General features: G+C 62.7%; 17 protein-coding genes. 12 read left to right on the forward strand and 5 right to left on the reverse strand.

Annotated features, from left to right (window positions below; translation table 11 throughout):
• Nucleotides 1-3: 3 nt before the first annotated feature.
• From LGQ03_RS10105 to LGQ03_RS10115, 3 genes are all read left to right on the forward strand, one after another.
• Complete coding sequence (locus LGQ03_RS10105) at nucleotides 4-891, forward strand: UTP--glucose-1-phosphate uridylyltransferase (protein ID WP_090159059.1); 888 nt, start codon at nucleotides 4-6, stop codon at nucleotides 889-891.
• A 97-nt stretch (nucleotides 892-988) separates the two neighbouring features.
• On the forward strand, nucleotides 989-1,504 hold the full coding sequence (locus tag LGQ03_RS10110) for a molybdopterin-dependent oxidoreductase (protein WP_226748297.1): 516 nt from the start codon (nucleotides 989-991) through the stop codon (nucleotides 1,502-1,504).
• 42 nt (nucleotides 1,505-1,546) lie between these two features.
• The gene (locus LGQ03_RS10115) at nucleotides 1,547-4,045 is read left to right on the forward strand and encodes a hybrid sensor histidine kinase/response regulator (RefSeq protein ID WP_226748298.1); all 2,499 of its coding nucleotides are present in this window, start codon (nucleotides 1,547-1,549) and stop codon (nucleotides 4,043-4,045) included.
• On the opposite strand, the gene LGQ03_RS10120 is transcribed toward LGQ03_RS10115, so the two are convergent.
• Nucleotides 4,042-5,262: a polysaccharide biosynthesis/export family protein gene (locus tag LGQ03_RS10120; RefSeq protein WP_404807651.1), complete on the reverse strand. Its 1,221-nt coding sequence runs from the start codon at nucleotides 5,260-5,262 to the stop codon at nucleotides 4,042-4,044. The two genes, LGQ03_RS10115 and LGQ03_RS10120, sit on opposite strands and share 4 nt — an antisense overlap.
• 204 nt (nucleotides 5,263-5,466) lie before the next feature.
• On the opposite strand from LGQ03_RS10120, the gene LGQ03_RS10125 reads away from it, so the two are divergent.
• Genes LGQ03_RS10125 through LGQ03_RS10140 form a run of 4 tightly spaced genes read left to right on the forward strand, consistent with a single transcriptional unit; the run spans nucleotide 5,467 to nucleotide 9,631 of the window.
• On the forward strand, nucleotides 5,467-6,702 hold the full coding sequence (locus LGQ03_RS10125) for an oligosaccharide flippase family protein (RefSeq protein WP_226748299.1): 1,236 nt from the start codon (nucleotides 5,467-5,469) through the stop codon (nucleotides 6,700-6,702).
• Between the two features lie 3 nt (nucleotides 6,703-6,705).
• Nucleotides 6,706-7,629 carry a glycosyltransferase family 2 protein gene (locus LGQ03_RS10130; RefSeq protein ID WP_226748300.1) on the forward strand — a complete coding sequence of 308 codons (924 nt, stop codon included), beginning with the start codon at nucleotides 6,706-6,708 and terminating at the stop codon, nucleotides 7,627-7,629.
• Complete coding sequence (locus LGQ03_RS10135; protein WP_226748301.1) at nucleotides 7,626-8,624, forward strand: glycosyltransferase family 2 protein; 999 nt, start codon at nucleotides 7,626-7,628, stop codon at nucleotides 8,622-8,624. Before LGQ03_RS10130 ends, LGQ03_RS10135 begins: the two co-directional genes overlap by 4 nt.
• Nucleotides 8,621-9,631, forward strand: a complete 1,011-nt coding sequence (locus tag LGQ03_RS10140) for a glycosyltransferase family 4 protein (RefSeq protein ID WP_226748302.1) — start codon at nucleotides 8,621-8,623, stop codon at nucleotides 9,629-9,631. Before LGQ03_RS10135 ends, LGQ03_RS10140 begins: the two co-directional genes overlap by 4 nt.
• A gap of 11 nt (nucleotides 9,632-9,642) precedes the next feature.
• Here LGQ03_RS10140 and LGQ03_RS10145 read toward each other — a convergent pair whose 3' ends face one another.
• A complete protein-coding gene (locus tag LGQ03_RS10145; protein ID WP_226748303.1) occupies nucleotides 9,643-10,215 on the reverse strand; it encodes a hemerythrin domain-containing protein in 573 nt (190 codons plus the stop codon).
• A 251-nt stretch (nucleotides 10,216-10,466) separates the two neighbouring features.
• Here LGQ03_RS10145 and LGQ03_RS10150 point away from each other — a divergent pair, with 251 nt between their 5' ends.
• The 5 genes from LGQ03_RS10150 (at nucleotide 10,467) to LGQ03_RS10170 (ending at nucleotide 16,013) form a co-directional block, all read left to right on the forward strand.
• On the forward strand, nucleotides 10,467-12,098 hold the full coding sequence (locus LGQ03_RS10150) for a peptide ABC transporter substrate-binding protein (RefSeq protein WP_226748304.1): 1,632 nt from the start codon (nucleotides 10,467-10,469) through the stop codon (nucleotides 12,096-12,098).
• Nucleotides 12,099-12,181: 83 nt separating this feature from the next.
• A complete protein-coding gene (oppB, locus tag LGQ03_RS10155) occupies nucleotides 12,182-13,105 on the forward strand; it encodes an oligopeptide ABC transporter permease OppB (RefSeq protein ID WP_056036769.1) in 924 nt (307 codons plus the stop codon).
• A gap of 9 nt (nucleotides 13,106-13,114) precedes the next feature.
• Nucleotides 13,115-14,038 carry an ABC transporter permease subunit gene (locus LGQ03_RS10160; protein WP_226748305.1) on the forward strand — a complete coding sequence of 308 codons (924 nt, stop codon included), beginning with the start codon at nucleotides 13,115-13,117 and terminating at the stop codon, nucleotides 14,036-14,038.
• Nucleotides 14,038-15,006 (forward strand): oligopeptide/dipeptide ABC transporter ATP-binding protein, encoded by a 969-nt coding sequence (locus LGQ03_RS10165; RefSeq protein WP_226748306.1) that lies wholly within the window; start codon nucleotides 14,038-14,040, stop codon nucleotides 15,004-15,006. Before LGQ03_RS10160 ends, LGQ03_RS10165 begins: the two co-directional genes overlap by 1 nt.
• Nucleotides 15,003-16,013 (forward strand): oligopeptide/dipeptide ABC transporter ATP-binding protein, encoded by a 1,011-nt coding sequence (locus tag LGQ03_RS10170; protein ID WP_090159050.1) that lies wholly within the window; start codon nucleotides 15,003-15,005, stop codon nucleotides 16,011-16,013. Before LGQ03_RS10165 ends, LGQ03_RS10170 begins: the two co-directional genes overlap by 4 nt.
• Nucleotides 16,014-16,098: 85 nt before the next feature.
• On the opposite strand, the gene LGQ03_RS16820 is transcribed toward LGQ03_RS10170, so the two are convergent.
• The 3 genes from LGQ03_RS16820 to truA form a co-directional block, all read right to left on the reverse strand.
• Entirely contained in the window at nucleotides 16,099-20,883 is a 4,785-nt protein-coding gene (locus LGQ03_RS16820) for a translocation/assembly module TamB domain-containing protein (RefSeq protein WP_226748307.1), read from the reverse strand.
• Nucleotides 20,880-22,682, reverse strand: a complete 1,803-nt coding sequence (locus LGQ03_RS10180) for an autotransporter assembly complex protein TamA (RefSeq protein ID WP_226748308.1) — start codon at nucleotides 22,680-22,682, stop codon at nucleotides 20,880-20,882. Before LGQ03_RS10180 ends, LGQ03_RS16820 begins: the two co-directional genes overlap by 4 nt.
• 131 nt (nucleotides 22,683-22,813) lie before the next feature.
• A complete protein-coding gene (gene truA / locus LGQ03_RS10185; RefSeq protein WP_226748309.1) occupies nucleotides 22,814-23,581 on the reverse strand; it encodes a tRNA pseudouridine(38-40) synthase TruA in 768 nt (255 codons plus the stop codon).
• Between the last annotated feature and the right edge of the window lie 51 nt (nucleotides 23,582-23,632).

The raw sequence follows: 23,632 nt of genomic DNA on the forward strand, positions 1-23,632 counted from the left end.
GACATGACACATATCCGCAAAGCCGTCTTTCCCGTCGCAGGCATGGGCACACGTTTTCTGCCCGCCACGAAATCCATTCCCAAGGAAATGCTGACCCTCGTGGATCGTCCCCTGATCCAATACGCCGTAGACGAGGCCCGCGAGGCCGGGATCGAGGAATTCATCTTTGTCTCGGCCGCCGGCAAGGGGGCGCTGGAGGATTATTTCGACACCGCCGCCCTTCTGGAACATCGCCTGCGCGAAAAGGGCAAGACTGCTGCGCTGGATGCGCTGGCGTGCAGCCACATGCCAGAGGGTGCATTGACGATCCTGCGGCAGGCGCAGCCCTTGGGGTTGGGGCATGCGGTGCGGCAGGCCCGGCATCTGATCGGCAAGGAATCCTTTGCCGTCCTCTTGCCCGATGACGTCATCATGGGCGCGCCCGGTGCCTTGAAACAGATGGTGCAGGCCCACGCCCGTGTCGGTGGGCATATGGTCGCCACGCTGGACGTGCCACGCGCGGATACGGCGTCCTATGGCGTGCTGGATGTGGCCCAGCAGCAGGGTCGGATCGCCCATGCCAGGGGCATGGTGGAAAAACCGGCACCGGACGCGGCACCTTCGACGCAGGCGGTTGTCGGACGCTACATTCTGGAATCTGCGATTTTCGACCGGTTGGCGGCGCTGACGCCGGGGGCAGGCGGCGAATTGCAGCTAACCGATGCGATCAATGCCGATGTCGACGCGATCGGGGTGACAGGCTACCGATTCGCCGGTGAACGGTTCGATTGCGGATCGGTGCAGGGCTATGTTCAGGCAACGGCCGCCTATGCCATGGCGCGGTCCGACCTGGGTGGCCCGTTTGCGGATTTTGTCAATCAGCGTACGGGCGCGCAGCAGATGGCCGCCTGAAACCTATCCTTTCGGATAGGGGATTATCCCGATGCCCGACTATCGGACTGGACGCCCTCGGGCATAGATTTGCCGTAATGAAAGAGGATGACTGACCATGATCAAATTTCTGCGCACAATCGCCGGTGCATCGGCGATCCTGATCCTGAGTGCCACGCCGCTGCTGGCACAGGATATTCCTGCACCGCAGGGCGATGTCCTGCTGACGATCACGGGCAATATCCAGATGACGAACGTGGACGATCAGCTTCAACTGGATCGCGATGCGCTGATGGCGCTGGAGGCTGCCACCTTTGAAACCAGCACGATCTGGACCGAAGGCGTGCACAGTTTTCAGGGCGTTTCACTGGCGACCTTGATGGAGGCCCTTGGCGTGACCGAGGGCACGATCATCGCCACGGCGATCAATGACTATGCGGTTGAAATCCCGGTCAGCGATGCGGTCGAGGGTGGTGGCATGGTTGCCTATCTGATGGACGATGCGGAAATGCGCGTGCGGGACAAGGGGCCGTTGTGGGTCGTGTATCCGTATGACAGCGATCCGGCCTACCGCACCGAGGTCATTTATTCACGCAGCATCTGGCAACTTGACCGTCTCGAGGTCGTCAACTGATCCGGCATTTCCCTCAACATGCCCGACCAAGGGAGGCTCGCTTTGCCTGATACGGCAGACCAACGCGCCGCAGCCGGTCGCACCTTTGCGGTGCTGGCCGGCCTTTTGGTGATCGGAGCCATCTTGTTTCTCGCGTTCAATGTCTCGCGCGAAATCAGGCTTTTGGGCTCGGCCAATTCCGACAACGTGCAATGGTCGCTGGCCCAGACCGAGGTCGAATTCCTGGAATACCGACGGCATCTGGATGCTGACCCGGTCAACCTGTCTGCGCTGCGGCGCAATTTTGACGTGTTCTACAGCCGGATGGACACGATTTCGCAGGCAAGTGTGTTTGAAACAACGCGCGCGGATGTCGGATTTTCCGACACCCTGCGCGACATTCAGCTGTTTCTGACCGCCAGCGTGCCGATCATCGACGCCGATGATGCGGATCTGCGTCTGCTGCTGCCAGAGCTGGCGGCATTGGCCGATGGCATCCGGCCATCGGTGCGGGATCTGGCGACGGCGGGGCTTGATATCTTTGCGCGCGAATCTGACGTTCGGCGCGAAGCGGTCGCGCGCACCATGTCGCAGCTGGCTTTTGCGCTGTCGCTGCTGATCGGGACCCTGGGGCTTGCGATTTTTTACCTTTATCGCCTGATTGCAATCGTCAGTCGCCGAGAGACACAGCAGAAACAGACCGCCGTACGTCTGAATACCGTGATCGGCACGTCATTGGACGGTGTGATCGTCAGTGATGCGCGTGGCCGGATCATCGAATTCAGCCCCGCCGCCGAAGTGATATTCGGTCATAGCCGTCACGATGTGATCGGCCGCGACATTGGGCAAGTCATCGTGCCGCCACATCTGCGCGGTGCCCATGACGCCGGGATGGAACGCATGCGGACGACGGGCGAAAAGCACGTGGTCGGCAAGGGCCGGGTCAAACTGGAGGCGCAGCGCGCCAATGGCGAACTGTTTCCCGTCGAACTGGCCATCCAGTCAGCCACCACGGATACCGGCGAAATCTACATCGCGTTCCTGCGGGATATTTCAGCGCGGGTTGCAGCCGAGGCCGAACTGGTCGCAGCCCGTGACCGGGCATTGGCCGGGGAAAAGCTGAAGACCGAATTCCTTGCGACCATGAGCCACGAAATCCGGACGCCACTGAACGGAATTCTGGGCAACATGGACCTGTTGCACAACACCACGCTGACACCGGATCAGGCGCGATATCTGCGCCATATGGAAACCTCGGGCCGCCTTCTGTTGACCCATGTGTCCGACGTGCTGGACATCACGCGTTATGACGCGGGCAAGCTGAACATCCAGCGGGTCGCGATGAACCTGGGCGATCTGGTGCAGGATATCATCGACAGTCAAAGCAGCATGGCCGCACAGAACGGGACCGCGCTGGACTGGGGCTGGGATGGACCACCGCAGGTCTGGGTCGAATCCGATCCCGACAGGTTGCAGCATGTCCTGATGAACCTCGTGGGTAATGCGGTGAAATTCACTCGGCAGGGCAAGGTGTCGCTGACCGTCAGCGTCCGCTCAGACGGCCAGGGCGACCGGTTGCGCGTCGAGATCGCGGACACTGGCCCCGGTCTTGCAGCCGACCTCAAGAATCGGGTGTTCGATGACTTTGTCACGGGCAATACGGCCTATGACCGTGATGTGGGCGGAACGGGCCTTGGTCTTGCGATTGCGAAACGGTTCGTGACGGCGCTGGACGGGCAGATCGGCGTGGACAGTGAGCCGGGGCAGGGATGCACCTTCTGGATCGATATCCCGATCAAACGTGTGACGCGTCACGCCGATGCGGTCGAAACCGTCCGGTCCTCCGGCAAAATCGCACCTCTGGATATCCTTGTCGTCGAGGACAACGAGATCAACCGCATTGTCGTGCGCGACATGTTGCAGGCCGCAGGCCACCGCGTGACCGAGGCGCATGACGGGCAGCAAGGGATGATCAAGGCGCAGTCACATGCCTATGACCTGATCCTGATGGATATCAGCATGCCCGTGATGGACGGGCGCACCGCCACCCGGCTGATCCGCGCAGGCCAGGGGGCTTCGGCCAACACACGGATCCTCGCACTGACCGCGAACGTCCTGCAGGACGAACGGGCGGCCTTTCTGGAGGACGGGATGGACGGAATTCTGACGAAACCACTGACGCAGGCCGCGCTGCACGCAGCGCTCGCCAAAAAAGATCGCGCGCAAACCGTGCCCCGTGCCTTTGACGTGATCGACAGCCAGCACAACCGCGAAACGCGCGATGTGTTGGGGGCCGATACCTATGACATGATGCGCAGCCGGTTCGACGCCGACATGAGCGCGCTGATTGCCGAATTGACGGACGGGGCAGGCGACCCGGCCGCAATAGCCGCCGCTGCGCACAAGGGCGCGGGCAGTGCGGCCGTTTTCGGGGCGGTTGCCCTGCGCGAAACCCTCAAGCAGATCGAGGCGGCGGCCAAATCAGGCGATACCGATGCCTTGCCCGGATTGATCGCGGCCTTGCCCGACCTGCACCGCGACACCATCGCTGCACTGGCCTAGCGCAGCAGTGACACGGCCCCCAGAACGCCAAAGACACGGCCGATCTCGGTCACGTTGGTGATCGTGCTGTCATAGCAGGCCAGTGCGTCACCCGGCAGCAGATAGGGGTCATAGTCATCGCGGTCTGCACGGCGCACCAGATCCTCGATATCGCGTTCGATCACGGTCGATACATCCGTCACGGGATTGCGTGTGAACAGGACCGACGACCGGTCCGCGCTGGTGCTGCGGGGTCCACCGACGCAGTTGGCGTCGATCACGGCCTGAAGGTATCGCGTCCCCCACGGCACCTCGCGCACGGTCTGACCGATGGCAGAGGACGCGTTGTCGGAGGCGGGTTGCGTGAGGTTCGACAGATAGAGGCTGACGCCCGGTGGGCTGATCGGGCTGGGCCGCATCAGATCCTCTTGGAAACACTGGCGGCTGGGGACGCGCACTTCGTCACCGGTCAACAGCATCACGTCGACGGCGTTCTGACCTTCGAACACGCCGCGCATGTCCAGTTTATAGACAGTGCCGTCGCGTCTGACCTCAACGGCCGAAATATCGGCATCGGGTCGGACACCGCCAGCCGCGCGCAAGGCGGCAGACAGGTTGCGTGCCTCGGTCGAGGCCCCCATCGCGTCTTGTCTGCGGGTGTCGAGGCCATTGCCGGGCACGCCGCCGATTTCGACCGCCCGCGGTTCAAACACGGCACCCGACACGCCGACGGTGACGGACGCGAAATCAGCCGCCCGGACCGAAACGCGCGGGGCAGTATCGTAGAACCCTTCGGCTACCAGTTCGCGGGCGATGTCGGCCTCGATCTGATCGCTGCTGCGGCCCTGTGCGCGGACGGGATCGAGGAACGGCAGCTTGAGCGTGCCGTCGCGCGAAATCACATAGTCGCCGGTCAGGGTTTCGTCATCTGCGATCCGCACGTCCAGCAGGTCATTGCGTGTCAGGCGTTCGCCCTGCAATGCGGCAGCAGCGATGGCGCTGCCCTTGCCGATGCGGCCATCCGATCCGGCAGCCCCCCCGTAGGGCAGGCATTTCTGCGCGTTCAGCTCGGCTGATCGCAGGAACTGCGCGTTGGCGCGGGTTACGGTCGGTTCACGATATTGCGCCTGATAGGCGTCGCCGCTGGCGACCGGTTCCAGGTTGTCAGGACGATCATATGACGTGCAGGCGGTGGCCAGCACGAAAACAGAGGCCGCGTATCGTGTAGTTTTGGACAGGCGCACGGAAACCTCGGATGCTGGTGGTTGCAGCAACGTTAACCCCGTTCGCCTTGCAGGGTCCATTGCGCATAAGGCGGCCCGCCTATCCGTCCGGATAGATCGTTGCACGTTTGCCCGTTCGGCCTGCCCGGACGTGGCTGGGACAATCTGGGGTGCCTGCGCCTAAACAGGGTCCAACACGAATTGAACGGACCCTGCATCATGCAATTGACACGCAAACCCACGGCCTTTGTCGGTAACCTGATGGCCTATGGCGCATCAGAGGTCGCATCCAAGGTCTCGCGGTTGTTTGTCGTGATGGCCGTGGCCCGCAGCCTGGACCTGACCCAGATCGGCATCGCTGCCAGTGCAATCGCGGCGGGCGATATTCTGAAATCCCTGACCGAAAACGGTGTCGGGCAGCGGATCATCGCAGCGCGCGACGAGGAACTTCAGGCAACCTGTGCGACGGCGCATCGCATTTTCTGGGTCTGGTGCAGCGGCCTGTTCGGGCTGCAGGCGCTGATCGCACTGGGATTCTACCTGAGTGGGGGCAGCGAGATCCTGGCGGTCCTGATCCTGCTGCTGGGGGCAGAATACCTGTTCATGCCCGCCGGTCTGGTGCAGGTGGCGCTGGCGATGCGGGCAGGCCAGCTCAAGCGGACGGCCAGCATCGCGGGCGCACAGATCGTCGGGGCGAACCTGATGTCGGTGCTGCTGGTGCTGGTCTGGCCTTCGGCGCTGGCCGTCGTGCTGCCGCGTCTGCTGTCCGCGCCCATCTGGCTGATGGCGGTGCGGCGCCTGCACCCCTGGCGGCGTGACCCGCAAGCAGGCTACGCCCCCTTGCGCCCCTTTGTCAGTTTTGGCTGGGCGGTGCTGGGTGTGGAATTGGTCAAGGCGTTGCGCCTGCAATCGGACAAGCTGATTGTCGGTGCCCTGATGGGACCGCAGGCGCTGGGACTGTATTTCATGGCGTTCAATGCCGGTCTGAGCCTGTCCAATTCGTTCACCACCGCCTTTTCGACCGTGCTCTTTCCGCATCTGACGCAAACGGCCGACCGCACGGCTGCGCTGCGCGGCAGCATGTTGATCGGTGTCGGTCTGATTGCACCGGTCGTCATCCTGCAGGCGCTGGCGGCCCCCTATTACGTGCCTGTCATGTTCGGTGACGGCTGGGACGACATTGCGGATATCGTGGCGATCCTCTGCCTGGTGGCGATCCCGACGACGCTTTGGACCGCTGCGGCAGGCTGGCTGCGCGCCAACAATCGCCCCCAGGTCGAATTGCTGGTGACCGTTGCCCTGACCGTTGGTGTGGTCGCCAACACGGTGATCCTCGCCCCGCATGGACTGGCCGCCGTCGCCACGGGCTATGCCGTCACCACCACCACGCTGTTCTGTGCGGCCTCGCTGCCTGCGATCCGCGCGGCTTTTTTCTCTCATCCCCTGAAGGTGTGATCCATGCTGACCTTTTCGATAATCATCCCTTGCTACAACGCGCAGCACACGCTGATTGAGACGTTGAACGCGATCAAGGCCCAGTCCTATCCCGCGTGGGAAGTCATCGTGATCGACGACGGGTCCACCGATGGGTCGCGGGTGCTGACCTCGGCCATGGCGGCTTATGACCGCCGGATCACGCTGGTCGGCAATCCGGGCAAGGGGCCGAGCCATGCACGCAACCACGGGGCCATCGACCTGGCAAAAGGCGATGTCATCGCCTTCTGCGATGCGGACGACATCTGGTCGCCGACCAAGCTGGCCGAACTGGCCACAGCCTTTGAAGATCCGACAATCGATGCCGTCTATGGACAGGTCGCGTTCTTTACCGCGCGACCGCGTGACGCCATTGCGACCTCGACCGTGCCCGCAGGCGATCTGACCGTGCCGATGCTGCTGGCGGAAAATCCCGTCTGCACCATGTCGAACCTCGCGATCCGGCGCGCGGCCTTTGCCGCGACGGGCGGTTTCAACCCCGAGATCGTGCATAACGAGGATCTGGAATGGCTGATGCGCCTTGTCGGTGACGGGGCGCGCGTGATCGGTCTGGACATGCTGCAGGTCTGGTATCGGGCCAGTGCCGGTGGCCTGTCTGCCGACCTGATGGCAATGACCCGTGGCCGTGCCATCGCTGTCGCCACCGCCGCCCGCTACGGCCATGTGCCCAGCCGGGCTGCCGATGCGACCTACCTGCGTTATCTGTCACGCCGTTCACTGCGGCTGGGCCAAGGGCGGCTGCAGCCCCTGCGCTATGCCCTGCGTGGCCTGATCCAAAGTCCTGTCGGTTTTTTCAACGTACCGCGCCGTGGTCTGCTGACCCTGATCGGTGCCCTGATCGCCGTCGTCCTGCCGCGTCCCTGTGCAAAGGCTCTGTTTTCGAAATGAAACCTGTCTCATCCCATCCCCGAGCAACAATCGTTGTACCCGCCTTCAATGTCGCTGCCACGCTGCGCGAAACACTTGCTGCCCTCCTCGCACAGACGTTTTGCGATTTCGAGATCATCGTCGTCGACGATGGTTCCAGCGATGCGACCGCCGCGATTGCCGCGTCGTATCAGTCCGACCCTCGGGTCCGATTGATCCAGCAACGCAATCGCGGACTGGCGGGCGCGCGCAACACCGGCATTCACGCCGCACGCGCGCCGTTGATCGGGTTCTGTGACGCCGACGACATATGGGAACGCTGGAAGCTGGGCGCCCATATCGCACATCTGGATGCCTCTCCAGAGGTCGGTGTCAGCTACGCCGGGTCTGCCCTGATCGACGATGCCGGTGCATTGTTGGGGCAGACCCAGGCACCACGTCTGTCGGGCGTCGACGCGGCCCATATCCTCAAACGCAATCCGATTGGCAACGGGTCTGCTGCGGTGATCCGGCGCGCCGTGTTCGATGCCATCGCCTACAGGCCAGCCTACGAGACGAGCCGCGACTGGTATTTCGATGAAACCTTTCGCCAGTCCGAAGACATCGAATGCTGGATGCGCATTGCGCTGACGACGGACTGGTTATTCGCGGGCGTGCCGGGGCTATTGACCCGCTACCGCATCAGCGCAGGGGGCCTGTCGGCGGCAACTGACCGGCAATTGGCATCATGGGAAAACATGGTGGCGAAACTGACACCACTGGACCCCGCGCTGTTTGCGCAGATGGCCCCCATCGCGCGGGCCTATCAGCTGCGCTATCTCGCGCGCCGCGCCATCAGCGATCTGGATGCGGGCCGGGCGCGCGCACTGGTTTTGCAGTCGCTGCGCCAGTCTTGGCGTCCGCTGTTCGAGGAACCCCGCAAGACATTGACCACACTGGCGGCAACAGCAGTGCTGTGCAGCGCCGGACCTTCGGCCATTTCGGCCCTCATGACTGCAAAGGAGTCACGTTCATGACCAATCCAACCGTTGTGTTGCACCTTGTTGATGACAGCACCGCCGGCGGTGTGATGCGCGTTGTCGATTTTCTGGTGAATGATGGCCGCCTGCAGGCGGGCGCGCGCCACGTCACCCAGCAGATTGAACGCGGCAAGGTCCCGTCCACTATGTTGGATGCCGATGTGATCGTGTCGCATCTGACGCTGAACTGGCGCGGTCTGCCCGGTCTGATCGGCCTGCGCGCGGCAAACGCTGGCACGCCGCTGATCCACGTCGAACACAGCTACACCGAGGGTTTCGTGAACCGAAATGTCGTCAGCCGCGCCCGGTTCATGACGTTGATGCGGGTGGCTTTTTCGCTGTTCGACCGTGTTGTTGCGGTCAGCCACGCGCAGGCGGAATGGTTCGCATCGCGCCAGCTGTGTGATGCGGGCAGGCTGGTGACGATCCAGTCCTGTGTCGATCTGCGCGATTTCCGCGCCGTGCCTGACCGCGTGGGGCCGGTGCGGGTCTTTGGTGCGATTGGCCGGCTGGAACCGCAAAAGGGATTTGATCACCTGATTTCGGCATTTCGCAGCTGCCCTGACCCTGATATCGCACTGCACATCTACGGTGAGGGCGGGGAAGAGGACGCGCTGCGCGCGCTGGCCGCTGGTGACGCGCGCATTCGGTTCAAGGGGTTTGCCGCAACCCCGGCGGCGGCCTATGCGGCTGTTGACGCCGTCGTCATGCCGTCCCGGTGGGAGGCCTACGGCTTGGTGGCGATCGAGGCGCTGGCCGCCGGTCGCCCCGTGATCGCTGCGGCCATCGACGGGTTGCGCGACCACGCAGCATTGGGGGCCATGCTTTATGACGAGACATCGCCAAAGGCCCTGGATCGCAGTCTGACCCAACGGCATATCGCGGCGGCCCGTCACCTGACTGCCGGATTGGAAGACCGGTTTGTCGCGTGCTGGGACAATCTGCTGGCCGATCTGTTGCTGCAGTCCCGGACCGATGAGGTTGCGATGGCGCAGGCCGCCTGACGTCAGGCGGTTCAGCCGCCCAGATCGGCGCTTCCGAACTTCAGGATAACGGGCACGATCAATTCTTCTTCGTCGATCAGGTGGCGGTTCAGCAGGCGGGCCATGTCGGACAGACGGTCGCGGAATGCCCCGGCCTGCGATTGCAGGCGGTCGCGGTCGTCCAGCTGGCGCAGCGTGGCGTTCGCCGTATCGGCAAAGGCATTCAGGTGACCGTCCAGGGCGTGATGATCGGCGTCCAGTATGTCAAAGCCACGGTCGATGCGCTTGTCCTTGGCGCGTAGGCGCGGAAAGTAATGCGCATCCTCGATGGTGTGGTGTTCATGCAGGCCGTTCACGAACATCCCGCCATAGCGTGACAACTGGCGTGCAAAGGCATCGGGGGCCGTCTTGCGGTCCAGCAACAGCTCGGTGCCTGTTTCCATTTCGGCCATCAGGCGGCGGAACATCATGTGTCGATCCAGCCAGAATCGGATCAACCCGTCAAAGCCGGGATCGCGGGTCCAACCGTCACGCGGATATGTCTCGAGCAGGACGCGCAAGGCGTCCGGCAGACCCTTGCGGGTGTCGAGGTCGGTTTTGTCCATCAGATTGACCTATTCGCAGTGTTCAAAAGTTTGATTTGGCGGTGAAAAACGGACTGCAAATTGCGCTGTTGCGCGCCCATCGTTTCCATTCATTGCGCCTGCCGTCACGTTATGTCCCGTTCACGCTCATGGGACAACAGCGCTCTTGCAACCCCGAAAAAATGCGCAAAGGATATAGCATCACCGCGCAGGTAAACGAACCGTGCGCGCAACTACAGGGCGAACAACAGCCCGCTGACAGGGAGATTTCTATGACATTGACCCGACGCCATCTGATGGCCTCTACCGCTGCCGTTCTCGTGCTGACCGGCACCGCAACCCTGGCCGAGAGCCACATTCCCGCCGATGCAACGCTTGCTGCGGAACAGACCTTTGTCTACCGCGTCGGCGACGAAAGCCCGTCGATCGATCCCGGCAAGGTCGAGGATACGGACGGCAGCGACATGGTGCGCCAATTGTTCGAGGGTCTGTACAACCAGGACGCCGACGGCAACCTGATCCCCGGTGTTGCGACTGACTACACCGTCAGTGACGACAACCTGACCTACACCTTCACCCTGCGTGACAACGCCAAGTGGTCGAACGGAACACCCGTCACCGCCGGCGATTTCGAATACGCCTGGAAACGCGCCGCATCGCCGGCACTGGCCAGCCCCTACAGCTGGTATATTGAGCTGATGAGCATCGAGAACGCCAGCGCCGTCATCGCAGGCGAGATGGAACCTGATGCATTGGGCGTGACCGCCGTTGACGACACCACGTTGCAGGTCACGCTGTCCGAGCCGCTACCGTATTTCCCGCAGATGCTGACCCACAGCACGACATTCCCCGTGCTGCAATCCAACGTCGAAGAGTTCGGCGATGACTGGGTCCAGCCCGGCAACATGGTGTCCAACGGTGCCTATGTGCTGACCGAATTCGTGCCGCAGGAACGCGCCGTGATGTCGCGCAACACCGAATATTGGGACAACGCGAACACGACGCTGGAAACCGTCACCCGTCTGGTGGTTGCTGACGAAAACGTCGGTCTGACCCGTTATCTGGCAGGCGAGCTGGACCGCACCGATGTGCCGGCCGGCCAGTATCCGCGCCTGTCGCAGGAATACCCCGATCAGGCGATGAGCGTGCCGCTGTCCTGCAGCTATTACTACATGTTCAACCTGCGCGATAACGGCCCGGAAGAGTTTCAGGATCCCGTCGTGCGTCAGGCGCTGTCGCTGGCCGTTGACCGTGACATCATCGTTGATGCCGTCCTTGCCGGTGGTCAGAAACCGGCCTACAACTTTACCCATTGGGCGACCGCCGGGTTCGAGGCACCTGAAATCGCCATGGCCAACATGACCCAGGAAGAGCGGAACGCACAGGCGCAAGAGTTGCTGGCATCCGCAGGCTACGGTGCGGATAACCCGCTGACGGTGGATCTGGTGTACAACACCAATGAATCGCACCGCGCCGTGGCCGTGGCGATCAGCCAGATGTGGAAACAAACGCTGGGTGTCGAAACCACGCTGGCCAACCAGGAATGGCAGACGTTCCTCGACGCACGTGGTTCGGGTGATTTCGACGTGGCCCGAGGTGGCTGGTGCGCCGACTACAACGAGGCATCGACCTTCCTTGACCTGATGCAGTCCGGTTCCGGCTACAACGACAGCAAATACGTCAACGAAGAGGTCGACGCGCTGCTGGCCAATGCCAAGACGTCGGACAACCCGAACGCGGATTACGCAGCGGTCGAGAAAATCATCGCGACGGATATGCCGATCATCCCGATCTACCACTATGCAGCTGTGAAAATGTTGAACGACCAGATCGAAAACTGGCCCGTCAACAACTTTCAGCAGAACTGGTATGCCAAGGATCTGTACAAGGTCGCAGCGGAATAACCCTGCACGACCACTGCGCCGCGCCCCTGTCACCGGGGGTGCGGCGTCTTTGTTTTTCGTGACCATTGCGGGAAGTCCGATCCATGTTCAGCTTTATCCTCAAACGGCTTGCGATCGCGGTGCCGACGCTTTTGATCCTTGTGATCCTGTCGTTCATCCTGATGTACGCAGCCCCCGGCGGCCCGTTCAATTCCGACCGGCCCCTGCCGCCACAGGTGCTGGCCAACATCGAGGCGAAATACGGGCTGGATCAGCCGTTCTGGAAACAGATTCTGGATTACGTCTGGAACGTTGTGGTGCATTTCGATTTCGGCCCGTCGTTCCAATACGAGGACCGCACCGTCAATGACGTGATCGCCCAAGGGTTCCCGGTGACACTGACCTATGGTTTCTGGTCGTTCGTCGTGGCCGTCGTCGTCGGTGTGACCCTCGGTGCCGCTGCCGCGATCAAGCAAAACAGCTGGCTGGACTACCTGGCAGTTGGCATCAGCATTGGCGCACAAGTGCTGCCGAACTTTGTCATGGCGCCGATCCTGCTGCTGACATTCACCCTGTGGCTGGGCTGGCTGCCCGGTGGCGGTTGGAATGGCGGTCAGTGGCAATATCTGGTGATGCCTGTCATCGCGCTGTCGACATCCTACATGGCGTCCATCGCGCGGATCACGCGGTCGTCCATGCTGGAGGTGCTGAATTCCAATTTCATACGCACGGCCAGGGCCAAGGGTCTGCCCACGCGCCGCGTGATATTCAAACATGCGCTGAAACCCACGATGCTGCCCGTGATCAGCTACCTGGGACCGGCGTTTGTGGGCATGATAACCGGATCGGTGGTGATCGACATCTTCTTTTCCACCGGCGGTATCGGGCAGTTTTTCGTCAATTCCGCCTTTAATCGCGACTATTCGGTCATCATGGGTATCACCATTCTGGTGGGCGCGCTGACCATCCTGTTCAACCTCGTTGTCGATATCCTCTATGCGTGGATCGACCCGAAAATCCGTTACTAGGGGTGCCACATGACCTATTCATCTGACGCCGAACGCCTGCTGAACGCCACCCACCTCGCCGAGGTGCAGGGCCGGTCGCTCTGGGCGGATGCCCGCGCGCGGTTCCTGCGCAACAAGGCTGCGATGGTCGGAACGTTCATCCTGTTCGGGATCGCTGTCTTTGCCATCTTTGGCCAGTTCATTGCCCAGCACGAACGCGACATGATCGATTTCACCCTGATCGGTGCCAACATGCAAAAAGGCGTCCCGTCGATCGAGACCGGGCACTTCTTTGGCACGGACGCGAACGGGCGTGATCTGTTCGCGCGGGTGGTACAGGGGACGCAAATTTCCCTGATGGTCGGAATCGTGGGCGCGCTGGTCGCGGTGATTGTCGGCACGCTCTACGGGGCGATTGCAGGATACGCAGGTGGCCGCACCGACAACATCATGATGCGGATCGTCGATGTGTTGATGTCGATTCCGTTCATGTTCGTGCTGATCCTGATGCTGGTGATCTTTGGCCGGTCGATCTTCATGCTGTTCCTCGGGATCGGCCTGATTTCATGGCTGGACATGGCACGGATCGCGCGTGGTCAGACCCTGACGATCAAGAACAAGGAATTCGTCGAGGTCGCCCATGCCACTGGCGTGGCACCATTCACCATCATCCTCCGCCATATCGTGCCGAACCTGCTGGGCATCGTGATCGTCTATGCCACGCTGCTGGTGCCGCAGATGATCATCTTTGAAAGCTTTATCAGCTTTCTGGGCCTTGGCGTGCAGGAACCCAACACTTCGCTCGGGGCACTGATTTCAGAAGGGTCGTCCAACATGGCTTACGGCGTCATGTGGCAACTCTATTTTCCGCTGGCGTTCTTTGTCCTGACGATCTTCGCCTTTTTCTTTGTAGGCGATGGCCTGCGCGACGCACTCGACCCAAAGGACCGCTGATGCTGCTCGATATCGATAACCTGCGGGTCACGTTTTCCACCGCAGACGGCGACGTGAATGCCGTCAACGGCGTCAGTTTCCAGCTGGATCAGCGCGAAACACTGGCCATCGTGGGCGAAAGCGGGTCCGGCAAGAGCCAGACCGCCTTTGCACTGATGGGGCTGCTGGCGCGCAACGGCCGCGCCACCGGGCAGGTGCGTTTCGACGGTACCGACCTGCTGGGCCTCACACCGTCCAAGATGAACAAGGTGCGGTCCAACCAGATCGGCATGATCTTTCAGGATCCGATGACCTCGCTGAACCCCTATATCCGGATTTCAGAGCAGATGGCCGAGGTGCTGACCCTGCACAAGGGCATGAGCAAAAAGGACGCCATTGCCGAGAGTATCCGCATGCTGGACGCGGTGAAAATCCCCGATGCGCGCAACCGCATCCGGTCCTTTCCGCACGAATTTTCCGGCGGGATGCGTCAGCGGATCATGATTGCCATGTCGCTGCTATGCCGTCCGCGCCTGCTGATCGCGGATGAACCTACGACTGCGCTGGATGTGACCGTGCAGGCGCAAATCATGCAGCTGCTGGCCGACATCCGCGACGATTTCGGGACGGCGATCATTCTGATCACCCATGATCTGGGCGTTGTGGCAGGTTTCTGCGACCGGACGCTGGTGCTGTATGGCGGCCAGATCATGGAGGACGGCCCGACCGATCCCGTGTTCGCTGACCCCTCGCATCCCTATACCAAGGGCCTCTTGCGTGCCGTGCCGCGCCTGGACCGCGACGACGACGAACTGTTGACCATTGCGGGCGAACCGCCCGACATGTCGCGCCTGCCGCAGGGCTGTCCGTTCACCGCGCGTTGCGCCTACGTTCAGAACACATGCGCCCACATCCCGCCGGAACTGGCGACCTTTGATGGCAATCGTCGCCGCGCCTGCCATGTCCCGAAATCAGAGGTGTCCGCATGACCGAACCGATCCTGTCGCTGCGCGACCTGTCCGTCACATTCGATGTGCGCCCGCGCGGGGCCTGGCCCTGGACGGCACCGCTGAAATTGCAGGCGGTCAGCCAGATGACATTCGACCTCGCACCGGGCGAATGCCTTGGCGTTGTGGGGGAATCCGGCTCCGGCAAATCCACGCTCGCACGCGCCATCGTAGGCACCGTGCCGTCGTCAGGTGGTCAGATCAACTTCGAGGGGGCCGACCTCGCCGCGATGACACCGCGCGAGCGGAGGGTGCACCGCCGCGATGTGCAGATGATCTTTCAGGACCCTTTGGCGGCCCTGAACCCGCGCATGACGGTGGGCGATATCATCGCCGAACCGCTGGTCACGCACGAACCCGGCCTGTCGCGCGCGGATCGCAAATCGCGTGTACAGGACATGATGAAACGGGTGGGCCTGCTGCCAAACCTCGTGAACCGCTATCCGCACGAATTCTCCGGCGGCCAGTGCCAGCGCATCGGCATTGCCCGCGCGCTGATCCTGAAACCCAAGCTGCTGATCTGCGACGAACCCGTTTCTGCCCTCGATGTGTCGGTCCAGGCGCAGGTGGTGAACCTGCTGCGTGAATTGCAGCGCGACATGGGATTGTCGATGATCTTCATCGCGCACGATCTGTCTGTCGTGAAGCATATCAGCGACCGGATCGTGGTGATGTATCTGGGACGACAGATGGAAACCGCCGACGCGCGGACCATCACGACACGGCCCGAACATCCCTATACGCAGGCGCTGATCAGCTCTGTCCCGATCCCGGACCCCGTTCTGGAACGCAAACGTCCGCGCACCACGCTGGACGGCGAATTGCCCTCACCCATATCGCCACCGTCGGGCTGCGTGTTCCGCACGCGCTGTCCCAAGGCGCAAGCAACCTGCGCGCAGGCTCTGCCACCGATGCTGGAGGTCGGGCCGGGTCACCGGGTCGCCTGTCCCTACCATCAGGCTGAAAACGTGCTGGCTGTCAGCGCCTGACGCAAAGCATACGCTGTTTTCGAAATATCCTCGGGGGGAGGTGCAGCGCACCGGGGGGCAGACAGCCCCCCGACCACGTCTGCCGTCAGTAATCCCGTTCGAAAAAGATACCGATGCTGGTTTCCCCATCCGCACCAGCCGTGCCCTTGGCCGTGATCTCGCTCGTGATATCGAGATTGAGGTTGATCTCGGTCGATCCGTCGCTGCCGATTGTCACATCGGTATAGAGGTTGTCGGACAGGTATTTGCCGGCCCGCAGCGCGGCGTTGCCTTCGGCATCGGTGGTCACATCGAAATCGTCCAACCCCAGATTTGCACGGAACCCGTCGATCAGACCGCCGCCCCCGCGACCGGCCAGCTCGCCCACGGCTGCGGCCAGCTGCACCGCCTGCAGTGGCGAAATTTCCGACAGGTCCCGGCCAAAGATCAGCTGCGAAAGTACCTCGTCCTGCGGCAGGTCTGGAACGGATTCAAAGCTGACCTCGGGGTCGTTGGCCGGGCCTTCGACCACGATGCGCACGACGGTTCCGTTGTCGGTTTCCGTCGCGGCCACCAGCCGCAGATAGGGCAGGAAATCGCCCTGAAGCGTGGCAGAGCCTTCTGTCAGGTCGAACCGTTGTTGCAGGATGCTGATGCGCCCCCGGATCAGGTCGAACTGACCGACGGGGATGATGTTGGCCGTTGTGCCACCCAGCGCCAGCTGACCGCCCAGTTCAGCGTCCAGCCCGCGCCCGCGAACAAAGATCTGGTTGGGCGCAGTGATGGTCAGCGCCAGCGGATAGACCGGGCCGCCGCCACCCGTCTCCGCCGCAGCACGGTCGCCGCCGTCAATCGCCACATCGGCGCGGTTCAACGTCTGCCGCACAGCTGCATCGGGGTTCAGGTGGCGGACTTCCGGCAATTCGCCCAACCCGCCCACGCCCGATGACGGGACCTGGATGTTGGCCTCGCTCAGCTGGACGTCACCGCCAATCACGGCACCGCCTGCAAGCGGACCCTGCACGGTAACGCGCCCGTTCAGGATCGCCTCGTAGAGGTTGGGATCGCGCAGCCGGACAGCCCGCAATGCGAGGCCCAGGTCGGCGTTGTAGCCGCCCGTCAGGGCCACGGGACCGGTCAGCGTCAAGGTGCCGCCAGTGCCGACCTCGGTGGTCATGTCGATCTGTGCGGATTGCCCGTCGAGTGCGATGCGACCCGTGATGTTTTCCAAGGATTCCGACAGGGACGGCAGCGACAGGCGTGCGCCGCCCGTGGCGATTTGCCCGCTGACAGAGGTCAGGGCAGGGGGTCCGTTCACCGACAGGTTGAATGTTGCGATCCCGTCCAGACTGCGCGGCGTGATGAATGTATTGGCCAACCCCAGCGGCACCTGTCCGTTGGCGTCCAGATTCAGGTTGCCGCCAGCCGCCACCGTGCCATCGGCGCTGGCCTGAATGCCGCCCGGTCCCGTGGCGTCGATATCAAGTGTGAAATCACCACCCGCCGTACGTCCGACCTGGCCTTGCGCCGTCACAGGACCGCTGAGGACATCGGTGAACAGTCCGACATTGGCCAGCCGCGCCTGAATTTGCCCGGCAGCACTGCCACCCGGACCCGCCTCAAGGGCACCGGATGCGGTGATCTGTGGGAACTGCACGTCAAAGGACCGCACGGTGATATCCGCACCGTCCTTGCTGGCGTCGACCGTCAGATTGCCGGTGCCGGCCAGCAACTGGTCGACCTGACTGTTGCCGATGGCCAGCTGGCGGGTCTGCGCCCGGGCCTGCACGTCCAAAGTACTGAGGTCCGGCATCAATGTGGCTGCTGCATTGACGGACAAACCGCCGGAAATCGGCTGGCCGGCCAGGGCCGCAAATTGCGATAGCTGTGCGATGGCGGCATCCACGGTTGCCGTGATGCGGTAATCGTCCTCCTGCGGTGCAACGGTGGCATCGACCGCGACATCGGTGCCACTGCCACGGGCGGTCAGGTCGATCTGTGCAGTTCCGGTGCTGTCGCGGTCTGCGGTCAGATCCAGCGTCAGCGCCCCATTCAATCCCTGCGCCAGCGTGCCCGCATCCCTTAGGATCGCGGTGATGTCGGCGTTCAACGGGCCTGTCAGGCCACCGCTGCCGCTGCCCGACAGGGTGAATTGCGGCGTCGCCACATCCAGGTTGTTCAACGCAAAACTGTCCGGCCCTGTCCGCGCCACCCCGCCGCTGATGCGACCTGCACCAGCCATCAGCTGGTCAACCTGGGCAATGCCGGCGGTGATGTCCTGCGTGGTCCCGTTCAGCGTCACATCCACGGCGCTGAGGTCGGGCAACAGCGTGCCGTCGACCACCAGATCAATCCCACCTGAAATCGCATCCTGCCCTGCGAGGGCAGCGTAGGGGGCGAGGTCGGGCACCTCTGCCGCGATGCGCCCGGCGATCCGGTAGTCGTCCTGCGGAGCTGCAATCTGCACATCGGCATCCAGATCGACGCCGGGGCCTTGGGCCCGCAGGATCAGGTTCGCCACCTCGCTTGCGTCGCGATTGCCGGTGATGGTGGCGGCCAGCGGACCTGCCAGACCGTCGACGACCAGACCCACGTCAGTCAGGCGCAGGGCGATATCGGCCTCAGCCGGGCCGGTCAGGCCACCCAGCGCGTCGCCGGTCAGCGACAGTTGCGGCGTCTGCAGGTCCAGATCCTGGACCCGGTATGTCGCGTCACCGGTATATCCGACCGTGCCACGCAGACTGCCTGCGCCGACCAGCAGCGGGTCAACCTGATCGAACCCGGTCTGCACGTCCTGCATGCTGCCGGTGATATCCGCGCTGTAGTTCGTCAGATCCGCAAGCAAGCTGGCGTCGACCGCCAGATCGACGGCACCCGACAGGTCCTGATTGCTGATCTGACGGAAAACGGACAGATCGTCGGCCTGCAGGTTCACCACGGCGTTGACGCGCTGCGTGTCCTCGAATGGCGCGACGGTGCCCGTCGCTGCAAAAGTGGTTTCGGGCACCTGTCCCTGTACGTCAAAGGTCACATTGCCATCGGCTGCGCGATCGGCGGTGCCGGTGACGTTCGCGGGTCCGTCCAATCCGGCCACAACCAGTCCAAGGTTGCGAAGGCTCACGTCGAAATCGCCGGTGCTGACGGCACTGGTCAGATTGGCGCGGCCTGTGATCAGGGCCTCGGGTGTCTCGATCCGCAGGTTGGGCAGGCGCGTGCCTTCGGTATCGCGCACGGCAGACAGGCGCACGGTGCCTGCGCCCGCCAGAATGGGATCAAGCTGTGCAACATCGACAGCCAGATCGTCGGTGGCTGCATCGATGTTGATGTCGAACATGCCGTCCAGCGGTTGCAGAACGGCGGTGATGGTGGCGCGCGCCGCACCCCCCAGATCGCGTCCTGCGAGGGTCGAAAACCGCTGGATCGCATCGGCGTCAAAATTCAGCTGCGTGTTGATTACAGGCGTGTCGCCACTGGTGTCGATCGTCGCCTCGGCATCCAGTTCGATCCCCGGCCCGTTCAGCGTCAGTGTCGGGATTTCGATCGGTGCCGTGGGATCGCGCAGGACCACGATCTGTCCCGTCAGCGCATCACCAAAGGCCTGCGCCGCGCCCGCGTCGTCCAGTTCCACACCGTCGGCCCGGTATTGCAGATCGGCGGTGAACAAACCGGCGTCAGCCGCACTTTCGGCGCGGATCGTGCCGCCGCCGTCCAGCGTGATCGCGTCGATACCTAGGCCGGGCCGGTCGAACCCGTTGATGTCAAAGCTGGCGGTCCAGTCCTCGCCCAGGCTTTGGTCGAACTGGATGCTCAGGTCCACGTTGTCGACATAGGTTTTCGGCCCGCCGATGGGCAGCAGAACGCTGTCGCCGGTGGTGTCGGCCACGGTGCCGGTCAGGTCGATGAATTCGGCCCAGCCGTCGGCATCGACACGCACCTCGCCTTGCAGGTTCAGCTTTTGCGCGCGCAGGTCGAGGTCGGACAGAAAGAACGACCCGTCGTCAGCCTGCGCACCAGTCGCGACCAGTGCCACATCCGTGCCAAAGAACCCCTGATAATCGGGGGCCAGCAGTGGCGTCACATCGCCGCCGATGTTCAGCGCGAATCCTGTCTGGCTATCGGTCTGGTCCAGCGCGAAATTGCCGGTGATCCGGGGCTGGCCGGATGTGGCAAGCGTCAGATCGGCTGCAAATGCGCTGAGTGGTGCATCGCCCTGAAGGGTCAGCAACAAGGAAGGTGCACCGGGGATGCCCGCGCGGGTGGCGATCAGGCCGTCCTCGCCTTCTTCGACACGCAGGTTCAGGCCGACATTGCGGGTTTCGTTGTCATAAGATCCTGCAATGTCGAAAATGCCGGTCTGGCCGTCCAGCCGGTTTGCGGTCACATTGGCCGACCCTTCGCCACCTGCCAGTGACGCGGAACCCGTCAGCGACAGGGCCAGCGCCTCACCGATCAGGGGTTCGCCCAGTTCGATCCGTGCGATGTCGAGCGAATCCAACTGGATCGAGACGGGCAGCTCTGGCAGAGAAAATGGCTGCGCCTCGGCGTCGGGGATGTTTTCAGATGGGGGTGTGATCGGCGCGCGGTCCACCCGGATCAAGGCCGCGCTCAGTTCCTGGACGTCGATGCGCCCGCGCAGCAGGGCGCTGCGGTTCCAGTCTAGGGTGACATCTTCAAGTGTCAGCCAGACCCCGTCGCTGTCCGCGACCGTGATGCGGGCGACCGTTGCCTCGGACGACAGTGCGCCCTCGAACCCCTGAATGTCGACGATACGATCATCGCCCGACAGATTGTCCTGAATGAGGCGCGTCAGGTAACCCTCGCCTTCTTCGTCCTGCGCCGTGGCGGCAAAGGGCAGGGCGGCGAGAGTTGCAAATACAAGATACTTTTTCAAAACGCTTGCCCGATCCCGATGTAGACTTCGACAGACTTGAATTGATCGTCACCGCTGGCGGGTGTGCCGATATCCAGACGGATGGGGCCGATGCCGGTGTCGTAGCGGATGCCGATCCCGACGCCGGATTGATCCGCGCCGTCCTGAAACGGCGCGGAATCCGCACCGACATAGCCGTAATCGTAGAACCCCACGGCGCTGATTGCTTCGGTGATGCCAACGCGCGCCTCGATCTGCGCACCGGCAAAGGATTTCCCCCCGACCGTGACGGTTTCGCCGTCGACAATCTGGGGCACGCCCAGCGATTGATAGCCTTGACCGCGCACGGTGCTGGTGCCGCCTGAATAGAACAGGAAATCCTGCGGGGCCTGGTCGATGTCCGGCCCGATGACGGTGCCCAGCTGCGCCCGTGCGGCGATGGTAAAACGATCATCGGTTCCGAAACTGACGTATCCGCGTGTGTCCAGAAACCCGCGTGCGCCACTCTCGCCACCATCCAGTGCGAGAAACGGCGTGGCCGAGGCCTTGATGTAATAACCAGAGGTGGCGTTGGTTTCGCTATTGCGCTTGTCGTAGGTCGCGGCCAGCGGCGCAGTCAAAAGCAGGTAATCCCGGTCGCCGAAATTCGTTTCCTCTTGCGCCAGCAAGAGACCCAGACCCCCTTCGATTTCCAGATCCTCGGTAATCAGCCGTGTCACCAGCGCCTCGGTCGAGAATTTGTCGATCAGGAATTCAGGCTCGTCTTCGCGGCTGATCGCGGTGGTGAATGTGAAATCCGTCTGCGGGCCATAGATCGCAGGCACCTTGAGCGCGGTCGACAACGTGTAGTCCGTCCCGCCGGTTGTCCCGCCGATCCCGGCCACCTCGCCATCGATGCGGAAATTCTCTGCCCCGCCAAAGGCGTTGCGGTGAATCCAGAAGGTCGAAACCCGCACGCCCTCGACCGATGACAGTTCCAGACCGAAACCGATCCGCCGTGGCAGGCTCTCTGCGATGGTTGCAGTGATGGGCAACGTGTCGCCGGCTGCGATGTCGTCGGCTTCGGTCAGTGCAACAGAATCAAAGGCGCCCGTGCGGCGCAAACGGTTGGCAGCGGCCGTCAGCGCGTCGGGGGAATAGACCTCGCCCGTGGGCAATCCTGCGATCCGCTGGATCGCCGCGGTGCGCACATCGGCGTTGCCGGTGACGATCAGCGGGCCAAAGGTCAGCTGAGGACCCGTATCCAGCGTGACATCGGCGGCCAGCAGGTTGTCGCTGTGCTGCGCAATGATTTGTTGGTCCGCGACCTGCACCTTGGCATAGCCCAGTTCCTGCCAACGGGTGCGTGCGACGCTGGCGGCCTGCCGGATCACATCGGCCTTGGCATCCGCACCGACGGCATAGCCTTCGGGCAGTTCGGTGCCGGGGGCGACAGGGGTGATGTCGGCCCGGCCAAATGTGAACAGCGGACCGGGCTGGACGTTCAGTGTCACCGTGTCGATGACCTGCGGGCTGTCCAGTGGGGGGATGCCTGCCGCCTCGGACCCGTTGACCTGAATGGAAATCACCGGGCTGTAATAGCCCGCGGCATAGAGCGCGGTCAGCAAGCGGCGATAGTCGGCACGCGCGGCGGCGACGTAGTCCTGCGGGGCTTTGTCAGTCTCTTCGTCGGCATTGATGGAAACCGACAGTGACGCATCGCGCAGCAGGCTGGTCAGGTCGTCATCCGCACCCGGCGCATTCAGCGTGATCGTCTGGGCCTGAACGGCCCCACTTGCCAACGCCAACAGTCCGGTGGCCCCTAAAACCAGTTTATTCATTACAATCGCCCGCATCCCCAGTTCAGATGAACATCTAAAGCATCCCGGAACAAACGCAAATAACAGCTGTGTCCGTTTTCGCGAATCATCGCGCAATTGGCCGTGACCCGCCGGGGGAGGGACGCGCCCGGTCAGGCGAATGGATCGTCGGGATAGCCCACACCCACCAGATATAGCCCGTATGGCGGGCATACCGGGCCACAGGCGCTGCGGTCGCGCGCACCAAGGGCGGTTTTCACATCGTCGGGATGCCATTGTCCGGCACCCACCCGTTCGAGCGTCCCGACAAAGCTGCGCACCTGATTATGCAGGAACGACCGGGCCCGCACATGAATGTGCAAGAGCTGACCCGCATGGGTGTCGCGCTCCTCGATCCGCAACTCGTCCAATGTGCGCACAGGGCTGTCCGCCTGACACTGGGCCGCGCGAAAGGTGGTGAAATCATGCCGTCCCAGCAGATGGTCTGCCCCGGCCTGCATGGCGGCCGCGTCAAGTGGGTGGGTCACGCGCCACATCGTGCCAGCATCCGTGGTCAGGGGCGCGCGCCGCGCCGCCAGCTTGAACAGGTAACGTCGTTCGACCGCACTGAAACGCGCGTGCCAGTCATCGGCAACCTGTGCGCAGTCCAGAACGGCAACGGGCAGTGGCTTGAGGTGGTAGTTCAGCGCCTCTGACAGGCGGAACGGGTCCCAGTCGCGGGTCAGATCGCAATGGGCGACCTGCCCGGTCGCATGCACGCCGGTGTCGGTCCGGCCCGCTGCACCAATTCTGTGATCGCCCGGTTCCAGCCGCGCCAGTGCCGTCTCGATCGCGGCCTGTACCGACGGCTGGTCAGCCTGACGCTGCCACCCTGAAAAGGGTGCGCCGTGGTATTCGATTTTCAGGGCATAGCGCGGCATGGAAGGGGTCGTAAAAGCGGGGAGCGCTGAAATCAATCCCTACCCATCGTC

It is taken from the genome of Loktanella gaetbuli (assembly GCF_020531945.1).
Lineage (GTDB): Bacteria > Pseudomonadota > Alphaproteobacteria > Rhodobacterales > Rhodobacteraceae > Loktanella > Loktanella gaetbuli.

Coding starts and splice junctions, on each gene's coding strand:
- LGQ03_RS10105 (WP_090159059.1), top strand. CDS start 4: ATGACACATATCCGCAAAGCCGTCTTTCCCGTCGCAGGCATGGGCACA.
- LGQ03_RS10110 (WP_226748297.1), top strand. CDS start 989: ATGATCAAATTTCTGCGCACAATCGCCGGTGCATCGGCGATCCTGATC.
- LGQ03_RS10125 (WP_226748299.1), top strand. CDS start 5,467: ATGCAATTGACACGCAAACCCACGGCCTTTGTCGGTAACCTGATGGCC.
- LGQ03_RS10130 (WP_226748300.1), top strand. CDS start 6,706: ATGCTGACCTTTTCGATAATCATCCCTTGCTACAACGCGCAGCACACG.
- LGQ03_RS10135 (WP_226748301.1), top strand. CDS start 7,626: ATGAAACCTGTCTCATCCCATCCCCGAGCAACAATCGTTGTACCCGCC.
- LGQ03_RS10140 (WP_226748302.1), top strand. CDS start 8,621: ATGACCAATCCAACCGTTGTGTTGCACCTTGTTGATGACAGCACCGCC.
- LGQ03_RS10145 (WP_226748303.1), bottom strand. CDS start 10,215: ATGGACAAAACCGACCTCGACACCCGCAAGGGTCTGCCGGACGCCTTG.
- LGQ03_RS10150 (WP_226748304.1), top strand. CDS start 10,467: ATGACATTGACCCGACGCCATCTGATGGCCTCTACCGCTGCCGTTCTC.
- oppB (WP_056036769.1), top strand. CDS start 12,182: ATGTTCAGCTTTATCCTCAAACGGCTTGCGATCGCGGTGCCGACGCTT.
- LGQ03_RS10160 (WP_226748305.1), top strand. CDS start 13,115: ATGACCTATTCATCTGACGCCGAACGCCTGCTGAACGCCACCCACCTC.
- LGQ03_RS10165 (WP_226748306.1), top strand. CDS start 14,038: ATGCTGCTCGATATCGATAACCTGCGGGTCACGTTTTCCACCGCAGAC.
- LGQ03_RS10170 (WP_090159050.1), top strand. CDS start 15,003: ATGACCGAACCGATCCTGTCGCTGCGCGACCTGTCCGTCACATTCGAT.
- LGQ03_RS10180 (WP_226748308.1), bottom strand. CDS start 22,682: ATGAATAAACTGGTTTTAGGGGCCACCGGACTGTTGGCGTTGGCAAGT.
- truA (WP_226748309.1), bottom strand. CDS start 23,581: ATGCCGCGCTATGCCCTGAAAATCGAATACCACGGCGCACCCTTTTCA.